Origin of the sequence: Nocardia sp. SYP-A9097 (assembly GCF_009649815.1) — a bacterium.
In the GTDB taxonomy this organism is placed as follows: Bacteria; Actinomycetota; Actinomycetes; order Mycobacteriales; family Mycobacteriaceae; genus Nocardia.
On the sequence record NZ_WJIC01000025.1, the window covers coordinates 70,815 to 85,621 of the forward strand.

General features: G+C 66.5%; 9 protein-coding genes and 1 pseudogene. 6 read left to right on the top strand and 4 right to left on the bottom strand.

Annotated features, from left to right (window positions below; translation table 11 throughout):
* Positions 1 to 409 precede the first annotated feature (409 nt).
* Together GFY24_RS32815 and GFY24_RS32820 are read left to right on the top strand one after the other, a co-directional pair.
* Positions 410 to 3,145, top strand: coding sequence for an AAA family ATPase (locus GFY24_RS32815; protein WP_309231619.1), 2,736 nt, complete (start codon positions 410 to 412; stop codon positions 3,143 to 3,145).
* 153 nt (positions 3,146 to 3,298) lie between these two features.
* Positions 3,299 to 4,042 (top strand): SDR family oxidoreductase, encoded by a 744-nt coding sequence (locus GFY24_RS32820; protein ID WP_153809004.1) that lies wholly within the window; start codon positions 3,299 to 3,301, stop codon positions 4,040 to 4,042.
* Positions 4,043 to 4,276: 234 nt separating this feature from the next.
* On the opposite strand, the gene GFY24_RS32825 is transcribed toward GFY24_RS32820, so the two are convergent.
* Entirely contained in the window at positions 4,277 to 7,036 is a 2,760-nt protein-coding gene (locus tag GFY24_RS32825; protein ID WP_153809005.1) for a LuxR family transcriptional regulator, read from the bottom strand.
* A gap of 381 nt (positions 7,037 to 7,417) precedes the next feature.
* Here GFY24_RS32825 and GFY24_RS32830 point away from each other — a divergent pair, with 381 nt between their 5' ends.
* The 4 genes and pseudogenes from GFY24_RS32830 to GFY24_RS32845 form a co-directional block, all read left to right on the top strand.
* Entirely contained in the window at positions 7,418 to 8,131 is a 714-nt protein-coding gene (locus GFY24_RS32830; RefSeq protein ID WP_228566866.1) for a sigma-70 family RNA polymerase sigma factor, read from the top strand.
* Positions 8,132 to 8,190: 59 nt separating this feature from the next.
* Positions 8,191 to 9,159: an alpha/beta hydrolase gene (locus GFY24_RS32835; RefSeq protein WP_309231620.1), complete on the top strand. Its 969-nt coding sequence runs from the start codon at positions 8,191 to 8,193 to the stop codon at positions 9,157 to 9,159.
* Between the two features lie 18 nt (positions 9,160 to 9,177).
* Positions 9,178 to 9,909: an alpha/beta fold hydrolase gene (locus GFY24_RS32840; RefSeq protein WP_153809006.1), complete on the top strand. Its 732-nt coding sequence runs from the start codon at positions 9,178 to 9,180 to the stop codon at positions 9,907 to 9,909.
* Between the two features lie 225 nt (positions 9,910 to 10,134).
* Positions 10,135 to 11,229, top strand: a pseudogene (locus GFY24_RS32845) (low temperature requirement protein A); the annotation flags it as partial.
* A gap of 30 nt (positions 11,230 to 11,259) precedes the next feature.
* Here GFY24_RS32845 and GFY24_RS32850 read toward each other — a convergent pair.
* The 3 genes from GFY24_RS32850 to GFY24_RS32860 form a co-directional block, all read right to left on the bottom strand.
* The gene (locus GFY24_RS32850; protein WP_153809007.1) at positions 11,260 to 12,183 is read right to left on the bottom strand and encodes an RNA polymerase sigma-70 factor; all 924 of its coding nucleotides are present in this window, start codon (positions 12,181 to 12,183) and stop codon (positions 11,260 to 11,262) included.
* A gap of 7 nt (positions 12,184 to 12,190) precedes the next feature.
* Complete coding sequence (locus GFY24_RS32855; protein ID WP_153809008.1) at positions 12,191 to 13,924, bottom strand: L-aspartate oxidase; 1,734 nt, start codon at positions 13,922 to 13,924, stop codon at positions 12,191 to 12,193.
* A gap of 66 nt (positions 13,925 to 13,990) precedes the next feature.
* A complete protein-coding gene (locus GFY24_RS32860) occupies positions 13,991 to 14,731 on the bottom strand; it encodes an SDR family oxidoreductase (protein WP_153809009.1) in 741 nt (246 codons plus the stop codon).
* Positions 14,732 to 14,807: the final 76 nt, after the last annotated feature.

A 14,807-nucleotide genomic window follows, 5' to 3' on the forward strand; every position in this document is an offset into this window, starting at 1 on the left:
TTCAGGGACCCCCGGTACGCCATTGCCCTTTCCGCGATAATGATCGTGACCCTTGTGGCGGCACCGATTTGGGCCGCCGATCCGCTGTCGGACGCCGCCAGCTCCGCCGTCGTCGTACCGTGGGAGGAATTCCCCGGAACGCTGGCGAAGCCTGGTAATACCTGGTCATGCTCTCACATACCTATGTGGGAACATCCGTAATCCGCTACGCCGCAACAACATCGACCTCGCGCTGAAAAAGCCCGGATCGCCGTTGCTCGACCCGGATCTCGTGGTCGCTGCCATCGCGGGCTCGGGAATCCCCCTCGGCCGCACCTGGATCCGCACACGGAATACTGAGTCTGGGTAAATTACTCCGTGATTGCTGAGATTGACCAGCTCGGATTTACCGCAGTGAAGGCAGGCGACGGTGGCGTTTCTGGGGCATGTCGGACTAGTGGGGCGGGGAGCCGAGCGCACTGCTCTCGAGCGGTTGTTGTCGGCCGTCCGCACGGGTGAAAGCCGTGTGCTCGTCGTGCACGGCGCACCGGGAGTCGGAAAATCCGCGCTGCTCGAGTACCTGAAAAGTTCGGCGACGGACATGCGGGTGCTGACCGCGGTCGGGGTGGAGTCCGAGTTGGAGCTGGTGTTCGCCACTTTGCACCAGCTTTGTGTACCGCTGCTGGATCGGCTGAAAGAACTTCCCGCACCGCAGCGCGACGCGCTCGAGACGGTATTCGGGATGCGAGCGGGCAACCCGCCGGAACCTTTCCTGGTCGGGCTGGCCGTGCTGAGTCTGTTATCGGATGCTTCGGAGAGCGGCCCGGTGCTGTGTGTGGTCGACGACGCGCAATGGATGGACCGGGCCTCGGCACAGGTTCTCGGCTTCGTGGCCCGGCGACTGCTCGCGGAATCGGTCGCACTCGTCTTCGCCGCCCGCCGACGCACGCAGGATCTGCTCGGGCTACCGGAGCTCGAGGTCGTCGGGCTCGGTGAGGCCGACTCGCATACACTGCTCGACTCGGCGACGCCCACCCGGCTCGATCACCACATCCGGGATCGGATCGTGGCCGAGGCCAGGGGCAATCCGCTTGCCTTGCTGGAACTCCCGCATGAGCGCACCGTCACCCAGTTGGCGGGCGGATTCGGTCTGCTGCACACCGACACGCTGCCCAATCGCATCGAACAGAGCTTCCTGACACGGATCGAAGGGTTACCCGAGCAGAGCCGACTGCTTCTACTGATCGCCGCCGCTGAGCCGGTCGGTGACCCCGCCCTTGTGTGGCGTGCCGCCGAGCGTCTCGGTGTCACTCCGGCGACTGCCCTGGACGATGAGACAGATGGGCTGCTGTCGTTCGACGTGCGCGTGACATTCCGGCACCCGCTGGTGCGGTCGGCCGTGTACCGAGCCGCCAAGGACGAGGATCGTCGCGCCGTGCACCTGGCGTTGGCGGAGGTCACCGACCCTCGGGTGGACCCGGACCGCCGCGCTTGGCATCTGGCGTCCGCCACCGCCGAACCAGATGAGAACGTCGCCGCGACGCTCGAGCGGTCCGCCGACCGTGCGCAAGCTCGTGGCGGGCTGGCTGCCGCCGCCGCCTTCCTCCAGCGGTCCGTGGCACTGACCATCGACCCCGCGCGGCGCGCCGAGCGTGCCGTGGCGGCCGCGGACGCCAGCGTCCGGGCGGGTGACCTGGATGCCGCACGACGGCTCCTCGATATCGCAGAGCTCGAGAGGCCGAGCGAATTGCTCTGCGCGCGAGCCCATCTGGCGCGCGGTCGCATCGCGCACGCGGCGGGCTTCAACGACGAGGCGCCGCCGATATTGCTGGCGGCGGCACGGCAGCTGGAGCCCTTCGACATGGATCTCGCGCGGGAGACCTATCTGCTCGCCTGGGGTGCCGCGGCGTGGGGTGCCGCCGATGCCGAGAGTCTCATGGCGATCTCCGCGGCGATACGGGAACTGCCTCCGCCACAAGGCAATCCGCGCCCCATCGATCTGGTGCTCGCGGGCTGCGCACTGCTCGTCACCGAAGGCCGAGGTACCGCGATCACCGCGTTGCGACGGGCGATGACCGCACTGGTGGACCTGCCCGTCCCCGACCTCCTGAAGTGGGGCTGGGCGGCCTGTGGTCTGAGCCCGGCGGTCTGGGACGAACAGGTCATGATCGCCACCTACGCCCGAGCGGCCGAGGTGGTGCGTACCGCCGGCATTCTGACCGAGCTCCCCATCTATCTCGCCTCGCTGGGTGCCGCGACCTCGCTGATCGGGGACTTCGCCACCGCGGGCGGGATCGTCGCCGAATCCGAAAGCATCGCTGCCGCAACAGGAATCCCACTCGCGCCGTATACCGCGGTCATTCTCACCGCGATGCAGGGCAAGGAAGCCGAAGCCGCGGCGCTGATCGCCGCAACCATCGAACAGACCGGTGCCGATGGCCAATTGACCGGCGTCACCACCGCGCACTGGGCAGCCTCGATCCTCTACAACGGCCTCGCCCGCTACGAGGAAGCGCTGTCGGCGGCCCAGGCCAGCACCCGGATCGCCCAGCTGGTCGTCTCGGTGTGGGTACTGCCCGAACTCATCGAGGCGGCGGTGCGGGCGGGCGAAGACAAGGTCGCGTACGGGGCACTCGACCGACTCCTCGACGCGGCAGCGGGCGCCGATACGGACTGGGCGCTGGGGATTCTGGCCCGCTGCCGGGCGCTGCTGACCGAGGAAACCGGTGCGGACGAGCTCTACCGCGAGGCGATCGAGCGGTTGGGCCGGACGCTGTTGCGCCCAGAGCTGGCGCGTGCGCATTTGCTATACGGCGAATGGTTGCGTCGGCGCTCCCGGCGCGTCGATGCCCGGGAGCAATTGCGCACCGCATACGAGATGTTCGTTTCGATCGGCATGGCGGCCTTCGCCGAACGCGCCCGCCGCGAACTGCTCGCCAGTGGCGAGAAGGTCCGCAAGCGCACCGACGAAGCGACCAGCGACGAGCTGACGCCGCAGGAACGGCAGATCGCGGTGCTGGTCAGCGAAGGCCTCTCCAATCCGGAGGTGGGCGCCCGCCTCTTCCTCAGCCCGCGCACGGTCGAGTGGCATCTGCGCAAAATCTTCACGAAACTGTCGATCACTTCCCGTCGGCAGCTGCGAGGTGCCTTGCCGCACAACGAATGACGCCGAGAACCCGCACGGACCCACCTGTCCGCGCGAACCCTGGTCTGCCGAACCAGGGTTTCTCCCTGGGGCGAGCGCGCAGCCGGACCCGCGAGGCTGATCGCGTCGGCTCTGCATGCCGAACGCGTCGGGGATCAGGGAAATGAGGCAGTCATGTCAGATCAGCCGTTGGACGGAGCCGTAGCGCTCGTCACCGGCGCAAGCAGTGGCATCGGCGAAGCGACCGCTCGCCGTCTCGTGCGTGCGGGCGCGTCGGTGGCCCTGGTCGCACGCCGCGGTGACCACCTGGATCGAATCGCGGGCGACCTCACGACCCTGGGCGGGCACGCGATCGCGGTGGCTGCCGACCTCACCGAGCCGGGGCTCGCGTACCAGGCGGTGGAGGACACCCACGATCGGCTCGGACGCCTGGACATCCTGGTCAACAGTGCCAGCATCATGGTGCTTGACACCGCACTGCACAGCACGATCGAGGACTGGGACCGGATGATCTCGCTCAATGTGTCCGCGCTCCTGCACATCACGCACGCCGCGGTCCCCTACCTGATCGACGCGGCCGCGACCTCGACCCGGAGAGTGGCGGATCTGGTGAACGTGGGGTCGCTCGCCGGACGAGTCGTGCGTCCGGCAGGCAGCGTTTACAACCTGACCAAGTTCGGTCTCCATGGATTCAGTGAATCGCTGCGCCAGGAATTGCTGTCCGAGGATGTACGGGTCAGTGTGATAGCGCCGGGGGTCGTTGACGAAGCCGTTTGCGACCTGGCTCACCAGCCGAGGGAACGGATGGAAGCACTGCGGCCGCACGATATCGCGGACACGGTCGCCTACATCGTGACACGCGAACGCCGAGTGGCCATCAGCGAGATCTCGGTCCGGGCCGGCGGGCAAACCTGGTAGCGGAAATGGTTCCGGGTGAACGTTTTTCACGCTCGCGGTGTGGTTGCCGGATGTCACGTCTCGGCGGGCCGGGCGGTCCTTGTTCGTGAAGGGCGTCCGGCCGAGTCACGAGGTAAGAGCACGGAACACCGGGTTTCAGACGGCTCATTCGAGTATGCGTCAAGCAGAGCGTGACTGGTCCCACCCGCCGCCGGACGCCTTTCTCCGCGGGGAAACGACCAGTCGCACAATCGATCACCGATCCGGTGTGGCGCGGAGCTCCTTACGTGAGGTGACATCGAGCTTGGTGAACACCTTGCGCAGATGCCATTCGACCGTACGGGCACTGATGAACAGTTCGGCTCCGATCTCGGAGTTCGTCAGCCCGTCGCGGGCGAGCGCGGCGATTTGGGCTTCCTGAGCGGTGAGAACCTCTCGTGCCTCGATCGTGCGCTGGCGTACCGACTCACCGGTGGCCAGGAGTTCGCGCCGAGCGCGCTCGGCGAAAGCCGCTGCGCCGAACCGGTTCAGCATCTCGTACGCGATGCGCAGTTGCTCGCGGGCTTCGATACGCCGGTTCTCGCGACGCAGCCATTCGCCGTAGACCAGATGGGTACGCGCGAGGTGGACAGCGATCCGGGTGCGTTCGAAGCGCTCGATGGCCTCGCGGTACAACAGGTCAGCGGCCTCGCCGTCGCGCAGCAGCGCCCTCGACCGGGCCAGCACGCCCAATGCCCAGTCCGTACCGCTGGCATCGGCCCGTATCTCGAGTTCCCGCAAGGCAGCTGCGGCGGTTTCGCGGGCGTCAGCACGACTGGCCGCTTCCACAAGTTCGAAGAGCGACAACCCGAAGACCCCCAGATCGTCGTACTCGCAAGCCTTCTCCGCGCTGGCCAGGGCAGCCTGGTACTGACCGAGACCGTTGTACAGCACCGAGAGCACATAGTGGCCCTGACCGATCGCTCGCCCCTCACCCCACGTGGCCGCCCATTGCGCCTTGGCCTCGATCAGCGCGACAGCCTGGGTATCCTGGCCACGCCAGGCAACGAGCAGCAGTGCGGCGTACCCGAGAGGCGAGTTGCCGGTCGCCTTGGTGATCGCATCAGCTTCCTCGATCAACGCCGAGGCCACATCGAATTCTCCCGCGTGTATGTGCACGGCCGCAAGAAAGGTCAGTGCCAGCGGAAGGAAGTTGAGCGCGCCGGTCTCGCGCGCCGTCCGTACTCCGCGGGTACCCAGTTCGTGCCAGTTCTCGTCATCCCACATCTCGCCGGCGGTCGGCCATGCCAGCCACATCCAGCGCATGATGTCGTCCCCCGTGCCGCCGTTCTCCTCGCGAAGTGCCCGCAGTGTGCGCTTCAGCGGTGTGGCACCTGCCGCATAGCCGTCGGCGAATCGCGCCGCGAGGCCATCGAGGAACGCGTCGGCCAACCGTGGTGGTTGCGGTCCGCGCGGTGCGGCGCGAGCCGCCTCGGCCACCCTGCGCATGCCGTCGGCCCCGTTCAGGCGGCTGGCGAACACCGCTGATCCGATTGCTTCCAGATATGTCTCACGCGCCTGTTCCTCGTCGAGGAGTTCGAGGCGGTTGGCAGCGTCCAGCAGCAAGGGCAGCGCATCACCACCGCGCTTGCGCGCGAACATGATTCGAGCTCGCAGCCGGGCGAGTCGCACCCGCTGAAGCTCATCCAGCGGGCCCATCTCCGCTGCGGAGAGAAGTTCGAGCGCCGTATCGGGAGCCCCCGCGTCGAATGCGGCTTGTGCCGCCGCCACTGCCCGTGCGCCACGTCGGGCCAGATCAGGGGTGAGCCCGGTCGCACGTCGCAGGAACGCGGCCGCCGCCGCGATACCACCACGGGCTTGGGCCCGGTCTGCCGAACGCTCCAACTCCCCCGCTACCGCTTCGTCCGGTTCGACCGCCGCGTTGGCGCGATGCCAAGCTCGGCGATCCGGGTCCGACACCGGATCGGTCGCCTCGGCCAGCGCACGATGTACATCCCGGCGATCCCTGGGGTCCGCGGCGCGATAGGCCGCCGAGCGCACCAGCGGATGGCGGAATCGCACCCACGTGCCGAACTCGATCAGCCCCGCCGCCTCGACCGCTGCTGCGGCCTCGGCCCCGATATCGAGCCGCTCGGCTACCCGCCTCAACAGCAACGCGTCGCCCACCGGCTCGGCTGCCGCCACCAGCAGCAGCCGTTGCGCCTGACCTGGAAGCGCGGCGATACGCCGCAGAAAACTCTGCTCGATCTGACTTGCCACCGGCCGAGCATCAGGACGACCGAAACCCCCGGCCAGCTCCGTCGCTGTCAATCCGTGCGGTAATTCCAACAGCGCCAAAGGGTTTCCGCATGCCTCGGCGATGATCCGGTCTGCGACGCGCTCGTCGAGCCGCGCGGGGATCGCGGATTCCAGCAGTGCGCGCGCATCGCCGTCGCGCAGGCTGCGAAGGATGTGCTCCGGCAGACCTGCGAGCGGGCCTTCACTCGGATCCGACGTCGGGGTGCGCACAGCGAACACCAAAGCTACCCGCTCCGCGAGCAGGCGGCGGGCGACGAAGGCCAGGCTTTGCGCGGATACCTGGTCGAGCCACTGCGCGTCGTCCACCACGCAGACCAGCGGCTGCTCCTCCGCCACCTCGGCCAGCAAACTCAGTACCGCCAACCCGACCAGGAAACGGTCCGGCGCATTTCCTGTGCTCAGACCGAACGCGACGGCCAGCGCATCACGCTGCGGAGCGGGAAGGCGCTCGAGATGCTCCATCATCGGCGCACACAGCTGGTGTAGCCCGGCGAACGCCAACTCCATCTGGGATTCGACACCGACCGCCCGTGCGATCCGGAATCCTGCCGCGCTCTGCACCAGATGCTCCAGCAACGCGGATTTGCCGATCCCTGCTTCACCCCGCAGCACCAGCACCTGGCTCCGACCGAACCTGGCCTCCGCCAGCAACCGATCCAGCCGCTCGCCCTCGCTACGCCTGCCACGCAATTTGCGCAGCGGGTCGCTGCCCGACATCACCACCACCGCCGAATCGGAAATGCCCGACCCCATCCAGCGCCCGGCCCACTCATGATGTCACCCGTGTGAACGCGGTCCGGAGACTCACCCGGTGGTGTTTGCCACGGCAGGTGTGATCGCACCGAATCACCACGGCCATTGCCGAGGTGAGGCCGTCGAATGGCGTCCCGGAGGAATCAGGCGCACCGGCAGCGCCCGGCCAGGAACACCGGGGTGCACGTGTCCCTGGCTGCGATTCACCAGTGATCCACCGGGGATTGCCAAGGGCGCGAGCGACATCCGTGCGGGACGACGGTGGTTGTGCGGCTCGTCCGGGCCGCCGATTCGATCGCCGACGAAGCAGGTGGCGGTCGAGGCCACCAGGAGAGGACGACACCTATGACCTTGACCAGCACCGCGATCGTCATGCCCGAGCCTGACTCGTCGCCGGAAGCAGCCGGATACTTGTTGGACTTTCAGGGCGTTCGGCCGCGCCTGTTCGGCATCGCGTATCGAATACTGGGCCGAGCTGCCGACGCGGAGGATGTCGTTCAGGATGTCTGGCTGCGCTGGCAGCGCACGGACCGAGCTCTGGTGCGTGATCGGATCGCATTCCTGGCGACGATCACGACCCGGCTCACGCTCAATGTCGCCGGTTCGGCCCGCGCTCGCCGTGAGATTCCGGTCGATCACTGGCTACCGGGGCAGGTCCACACTTCCGAGGACCCCGCGCTGAGGATCGAACGGTCAGCGGATCTCGAGCACGCCGTTCTGCTTCTGCTGCAACGGTTGTCCCCCACCGAACGCGCCGTCTTCGTACTCCGCGAGGCATTCGACTATCCGTTCCGCGACATTGCCCAGCGGCTCGGCATCAGTGAGGCCAACGCGCGCCAGCTCGGGCGGCGAGCTCGAGCGCACCTCACCGAATCACGGTATGAGCCTGTGCATCGGGAGTCCCGCGACCGGTTGCTGAGGGCCTTCCTCGATGCCGCGCAGGACGGTGCCGTCGCACACCTGGAACGTCTGCTCGCCGATGACGTCCTCGCCGATTCCGTATCGGGACGAAAGCTGGTCCGACAGCACCCGAAGACAGGTGGTGCCTCGGAAAAGTAGACCGGGCCGGGCATTTCGTGCCGCCCGTCACGAAATCCGAGAGCTGCGCGGTCCTTGGTGTGACAGCACAGAAAGGCAGTCAGATGCACAAGCAGATTCTCGAACCGTCGGCGCGGAAGCTCGCCGACGCCACCGCTCACCCCCCGTTCCTGTACGAGCTCGGGCCCGAGGGCGCTCGTAAAGTCCTCGATGACATTCAGGCCGAGCCGATCGACAAGCTCCCGGTGCAGGACAAGTGGGTAACCGTCCCCGCCGCGGTCGGTGATGTACGGGTCCGCATCGTCAAACCGGTAGGCGCGCAAGGGAAGTTGCCGACCGTGCTGTATATCCACGGCGGCGGCTGGGTCCTCGGTAATGCCGGTACCCATGACCGGCTCGTCCGCGAACTCGCGGTGGGGGCGGACGCCGCGGTGGTGTTCGTCGAGTACGACCGCTCGCCCGAGGCCCGCTATCCGGTCGCGATCGAACAGGCCTACGCCACCGCTCGGTGGATCACAGAACACGGTGCCGGTGAAGGTCTCGATGCCTCGCGACTGGCCGTCGCCGGAGATTCGGTCGGCGGCAATATGGCTGCGGCCCTGACGATCCTGGCCAAACAGCGCGGCGATGTGCGGTTCGTGCACCAGTCGCTGTATTACCCGGTCACCGACGCCGGTCAAGACACCGAAAGCTACCGCGAGTTCGCCGACGGGCCATACCTCACCGCCAAGGCCATGGCGTGGTTCTGGGACGCCTACCTGCCCGAGAAGGATAAGCGCGACGAAATCACCGCCTCCCCGCTGCGCGCCAGCACCGAGGAACTCGCCGGGCTGCCCGACACCTTCCTGATCGTCGATGAGAACGACGTCCTGCGCGATGAGGGAGAAGCCTACGGCCGCAAGCTCATCGCGGCCGGAGTGCGCACCACCAGTGCCCGCTACAACGGCACCCTGCACGACTTCATGATGCTCAATCCCGTACGCCCGACCGCGGCCTCGAGCGCCGCGATCGAGCAGGCCATCCATGTTCTGCGCATTGCACTCCACTGACTCACGAAAGAGAACAACATGACCTTGCAGAGACCGACCGTCGTCCTCGTACACGGCGCCTTCGCGGAATCCGCGAGCTGGTCCGGCGTCGTGGAAAGACTGCGCGTGCATCCCCTCGATGTCGTCGCGGTCGCCAACCCGCTCCGCAGTCTGGCGGGCGATGCCGCCTACCTGCGAGACGTGCTCGCCGGGATCAGCGGCCCCGTGGTACTGGTGGGCCACTCATACGGCGGCATGGTGATCACCGAGGCCGCTACCGGTAGCGACAATAAGGTGGCCGCCCTCGTCTACGTCTGCGCGTTCGCGCCCGAGCAGAACGAGTCCGCGCTCGAGCTGTCGACCAAGTTCCCCGGCAGCACGCTCGGCGAGGCACTCAGCGCCTACCCGGTCACCAGCGGCGGCAACGAATTCACCATCCGGCCGGATGCCTTCCATCACCAGTTCGCCGCGGACGTGTCTCATGGTGAGGCGGTCGTGATGAGCGCAACCCAACGACCCGTTACCGAAATCGCCCTGACCACAGGACTGCCCACCGACATCCCGGCATGGAAGTCGATCCCGTCCTGGTTCGTCTTCAGCGACGCGGACCTCAATATCCCGGTTGCCCTGCACCGCTTCATGGCCGACCGGGCGGGCGCCAAAGCGACCCGCGAGGTGCCGGGCGCATCCCACGCCCTGAGCGTCTCACAACCGGATGCGGTGACCGCATCGATCCTCGACGCGGTGCACGCGACCGTTTCGTCGCAGTAATACGCGGTTGCCGGTGGGCCCCAACGCAATTCGACCGTACCAGGATGACTGCGCGTTCGGGCCCGCCGGTGCCCGCGACTTCCAGCAACCAGCGATCGTCACAAATGGCGTTGTTCCGCTGTCCTGGTTGCAATGCCCGACAAATCACAGGAGTTGCCGCAGATGAGCACGACCTCGTCACCGGTCCCGGCCGACAAGAAACACATCGGTCCTCTGCGTGTTCGGATGCGCAGGCGGTCCATCGACGAACCGCATCGTGCGGCGACGCAACTGGAGCTGCTGTTCGACCTCACCTTCGTGGTCGCTGTCGCCAGTATCGTGGCGCAACTCGGGCACGCAATCAGCGCGGGGCATCCGGCATCCGCGCTGGTGCCGTTCCTACAGGTCTTCTTCGCCATCTGGTGGGCATGGATGAACTTCACCTGGTTCGCCTCGTCCTACGACACCGATGACATTCCGTATCGCCTGTTGACGTTGATTCAGATGGTCGGAGTACTGGTGCTGGCCGCCGGGGTCCCCGCCGCGTTCGAGCACAACAATTACACTGCGATCACCGTCGGCTACGTGGTGATGCGCAGTTGTCTTGTAGTGCAATGGCTCCGAGCGGCTCGAGGCGACGCACTGGGCTGCCGGACCGCTATGCGGTATGCGGCAGGCATCGCGGTGTTGCAAGTGCTGTGGCTGACTCGACTGGTGCTGACCGAGGTCGGGGAGCTGCCAGAAGCCACCGCATGGTGGACATTCCTCGCACTGGTTGTCGCAGAACTCGCCGTTCCCGTATGGGCCGAGCGCGCGAATGGCACCCCATGGCATCCGCACCACATCGCCGAGCGCTACACGCTTTTCACGATCATCCTGCTCGGTGAGAGCGTGCTCGCGGTATCGACCGGCGTGGCCGACGCGCTCGAGAACAACTGGCGCCCGGCACTGATCGTGATCGCCCTGTCGGGGCTGGTCCTGCTGTTCACACTGTGGTGGCTGTATGAGCTGCAGCCCGCCGGTGACGGGCTGGCCGGGCGACGAACATGGTCTTTCCGTTGGGGCTACAGCCATTACGCGATCTTCGCGTCGCTCGCAGCACTCGGTGCCGGATTGGAAGTCGCGGTGCGCAACGGCCAGGACCATGGTGGCTCACCTCTGGTCGTCGGTTACGCGGTCGCGATTCCGGCAGCCCTGTTCATGGTGTTTTTGTGGGCGGCTCATGCCGGGATGTCGTCAACGCCACAGATTCGCCCGGGCGTGCTGTTCACAACGGCGGCAGCGATTCTCGTCGCACCGATTGCCACCATTGCGATCCCGAACGCGACCGTCGCGGTGATCGCGGTCGTCTCGGCGACGGCCCTGGCGATCTCACTGGGTGGTGGAATCCCCTTGGGCCGCAACGACCTGCGCGACTCGAACGAGCTTGGCGGGGTTGAACACCCAGTAAATCCGGTTGATGTTCTCGTCGTCGGCCAGGCCGACGGCAAGCCAGGCGATCGGTGCTCCATCGCGGCGGATCAGGACCGACGGGCGACCATTGGCGTCGACCCAGTCGAGGGTGACGCCGATCCAGAAGTGTGAAGCGAAGGCGGCCACGTACTTCGCCACCCGATCTCGCCCGAGTACCGGAATGCGCGATACGTTTCGCACCTTACCGCCGCCGTCGGCGTAGCTGGCCACATCGGTGGCGAACAGCGTCTCGAGGGCGTCGAAATCACCAGCGCGCGCGGCAACGAGAAACGCGGAGAGCAAACGCCGCTGATCCGCCGTATCAACCGGTGTCTGCCGATCGGACTCGATCGCCGGCCGGGCCCGGCTCACCAGCTTTCGGGCAGCAGGTTCCTTCATTTGGAGGATCTCGGCGATCGCGTCGTACGGGTAATCGAACGCCTCGCGCAGGACGAACGCCGCCCGTTCGGTCGGCGTCATCTTCTCCAGTACGACGAGCACCGCGGTCTCCAACGCCGCGGCCCGCTCCGCACCCAGCGAGGGATCGGCGCTGGTGTCGACTGGTTCGGGCAGCCAAGGACCGACATAGGTTTCCCGGCGCACCCGCGCGGTCTGGGTCGCGTTGATCGACAGCCGGGTGGTCATCGTGACGAGGAATGCGGTGGAATCCCGCACCGAACCCCTGTCCTCGTACGACTGCCACTTCACCCATACGTCCTGCACGATGTCCTCGGCGTCGGCAACGGTGCCCAGCATCCGGTAGGCGATGCCGAACACCCGGCCTCGGAGCCGGGAGAACTCGCCGATCGCCTTACCCAGCTCCGAGTCCGAAGGTGTGCTCATGACGCGATCATTCGACCAGCTTCCCAGCCGTGGACACGTCGCGCATGAGCGGGGCTATATCGTCCGGGACCTCCGGGATCTCCTCCCGTTCGAGCCGTCCGGGACCGGCCCACACGAGGTTCACCCGCAGTGCCGGGTCCAGCTCGGGGTAGTCGGAACGGTTGTGGCAGCCACGGGTTTCGCGGCGTGCCAGCGCGGCTTCCAAAGTGGCACGGGCCGCGAGCACCGAGGATTTCAGATCGAACGCGTGCGCCAGATCCTGGAATCCGGCGGCATCGGGATGTACACCGATATTCGTGATTCGATCCTCGACCTCGTCGAGTTCGGTCAGCCCCTGTTGCAACCCGGACTCGTCGCGCACCACACCGGCGTACTCGGTCATGGTGTTGCGCAGCGCACGCTGTAGCGCCCGCACATTCTCGCGCCCGTCGGCCGCCAGCAGTGCATCGATCTCGGTGCGGGCCTCGCCGAGCGCACCCTCGGACCGGCGCTGCGCGGACAGTTCGACCGAGTATCGTGCCGCTGCCTCGCCGACGATCCGGCCGTAGACGAGTAGTTCGATCAGCGAGTTGCCGCCGAGCCGGTTCGCGCCGTGCAGACCACTGGATGCTTCGCCGATCGCGTAGAGGCCCTCGACGCCGGTGCCGTGATCCTCGGACCGGACCCATACGCCGCCCATGGAATAGTGTGCGGTGGGGGCGATTTCGATCGGATCGCGCGTGATGTCGAGCATTTGCAGTTCCAGCATCGTCTGATAGACCCGCGGCAGTCTCCGCATGATCGTCTCGCGGGGCAGGTGCGAGATATCCAGCCAGACACCGCCGTTGGGGGTTCCCCGGCCTTGTTTGATCTCCGTATAGGCGGCCAGTGCGACCCGGTCGCGGGTCGAGAGCTCCATGCGTTCGGGGTCATACCGCTGTATGAACCGCTCGCCCTCGGCGTTGCGCAGGATTCCGCCTTCTCCACGTGCGGCTTCCGAAACCAGTGTGCCAGCGGCATTCTCGGGTTCGATGAGCCCGGACGGGTGGAACTGCACGAGCTCAGGATCTCGAATCCGGCCGCCCGCGAGCACGGCGAGCCGGAACGAATCCCCGGTGTTCTCATCACGCCGGGAAGACGTGCGACGCCAGATCCGGGTATGCCCGCCCGCGGCGAGGATCACCGCATCGGATCGGAACACGTAACGCTCACCACTGTCGAGATCGAACCCGTACGCGCCGAATACCACGTTGTCGCGCACCAGGATTCGAGTCACGTAGCAGGTGTCGATAATCCGGATGCCGAGCTGCGCGGCCCGATTCACCAGGGTCCGCTGGATCTCGAGACCGGTGTAGTCACCGGCGAACGCCGTGCGCCGGTAGGTGTGCGCGCCGAAGAATCGCAGCGAGATCCGTCCGTCCGACTCGCGGGCGAACGGCATTCCCCAACGCTCGAGGTCTTCGATTCCGCGCGCGGCGTTCTCGGCGACCACCCGGACGGTATCGGGCCGGGCCAGCAGATAGCTCTCGGTGATCGTGTCCGCCGCGTGCTGTTGCCAGCTGTCCTCGACATCCATCGTCGACAGCGCGGCATTGATGCCACCGGCGGCGAGGGTGGTGTGCGCGTCCGCCTTGGGTCGCTTGCCGACCACCAATACGTCGATCCCGCGCTCGGCCAGTTCGATCGCCGCGCGAAGGCCGGAACCGCCGGTGCCGATGACGAGTACCGACGTCGCGATCTGACGTTCGGACGAATTGAGCATCGATTCGTTCCCTTCGGAATGGAGACACATCGCGCGGGCGGCCGATGGGCCGCCCGCGCGATCAGATCAATTGTGGGACAGCCATTCCGACAGTCGGGTCTGCGCCAGCTGCGCGTCACGGCCGGGCAGCAACTCGGACTTCGGCAGCGCCCCGAAATAGCGTGCCTGGGGATCGGTGATCACCGTGCGCGGATCCGAACGCGCGGTCAGCACGGTGCCGATCCACTGATCGAGTGCGAATACCTCGGGGCCTGCAACCTCGATGGTGCCGTTGATCGGCGCGCCCGCGGCCGTGCGCCCGACAGCCGCCGCCACCTCTTCCGCGGCAATCGGCTGCATACTGGCGCTCGAAAGCCGCACAGTGCCATCCACGGTCGCGGAATCGGCTATGCCACCGGCGAATTCGAAGAACTGCGTCGCGTGCACGATCGAGTACGGCAGTCCCGACCCTTTGATCAGTTCCTCTTGAGCGACCTTCGCTCGCAGGTACCCGGACTCCGGCAACCGGTCCGCCCCCACCACCGACAGGGCGACATAGTGTCCGACACCGGCCGCGGCGGCCGCCTCGAGCAGGTTCGTCGTAGAGGTCCTGAAGAACTCCATGACGTCGTCGTCGGCAAAGGACGGCGAATTGGAGACGTCGATCACGACGTTCGCGTCCTGCATTACCTCTTTGACGCCCTCACCGGTGATGGTGTTCACGCCCGTGTTCGGTGCGGCGGGGACCGCTTGGTGGTCATGCTCACCCAGACGTGTGACGACCTTCGAGCCGATCAGCCCGGTACCGCCTATGACGACGATCTTCATGCTGAAGTCCTTCCGTTCGAACGTTGCTGCGGGGCCGGCGAGACTCCGCTGTATCAAGGACAGAGCGGGCGAGGAT

Coding starts and splice junctions, on each gene's coding strand:
- GFY24_RS32825 (WP_153809005.1), bottom strand. CDS start 7,036: ATGTCGGGCAGCGACCCGCTGCGCAAATTGCGTGGCAGGCGTAGCGAG.
- GFY24_RS32840 (WP_153809006.1), top strand. CDS start 9,178: ATGACCTTGCAGAGACCGACCGTCGTCCTCGTACACGGCGCCTTCGCG.
- GFY24_RS32855 (WP_153809008.1), bottom strand. CDS start 13,924: ATGCTCAATTCGTCCGAACGTCAGATCGCGACGTCGGTACTCGTCATC.
- GFY24_RS32820 (WP_153809004.1), top strand. CDS start 3,299: ATGTCAGATCAGCCGTTGGACGGAGCCGTAGCGCTCGTCACCGGCGCA.
- GFY24_RS32830 (WP_228566866.1), top strand. CDS start 7,418: ATGACCTTGACCAGCACCGCGATCGTCATGCCCGAGCCTGACTCGTCG.
- GFY24_RS32850 (WP_153809007.1), bottom strand. CDS start 12,183: ATGAGCACACCTTCGGACTCGGAGCTGGGTAAGGCGATCGGCGAGTTC.
- GFY24_RS32860 (WP_153809009.1), bottom strand. CDS start 14,731: ATGAAGATCGTCGTCATAGGCGGTACCGGGCTGATCGGCTCGAAGGTC.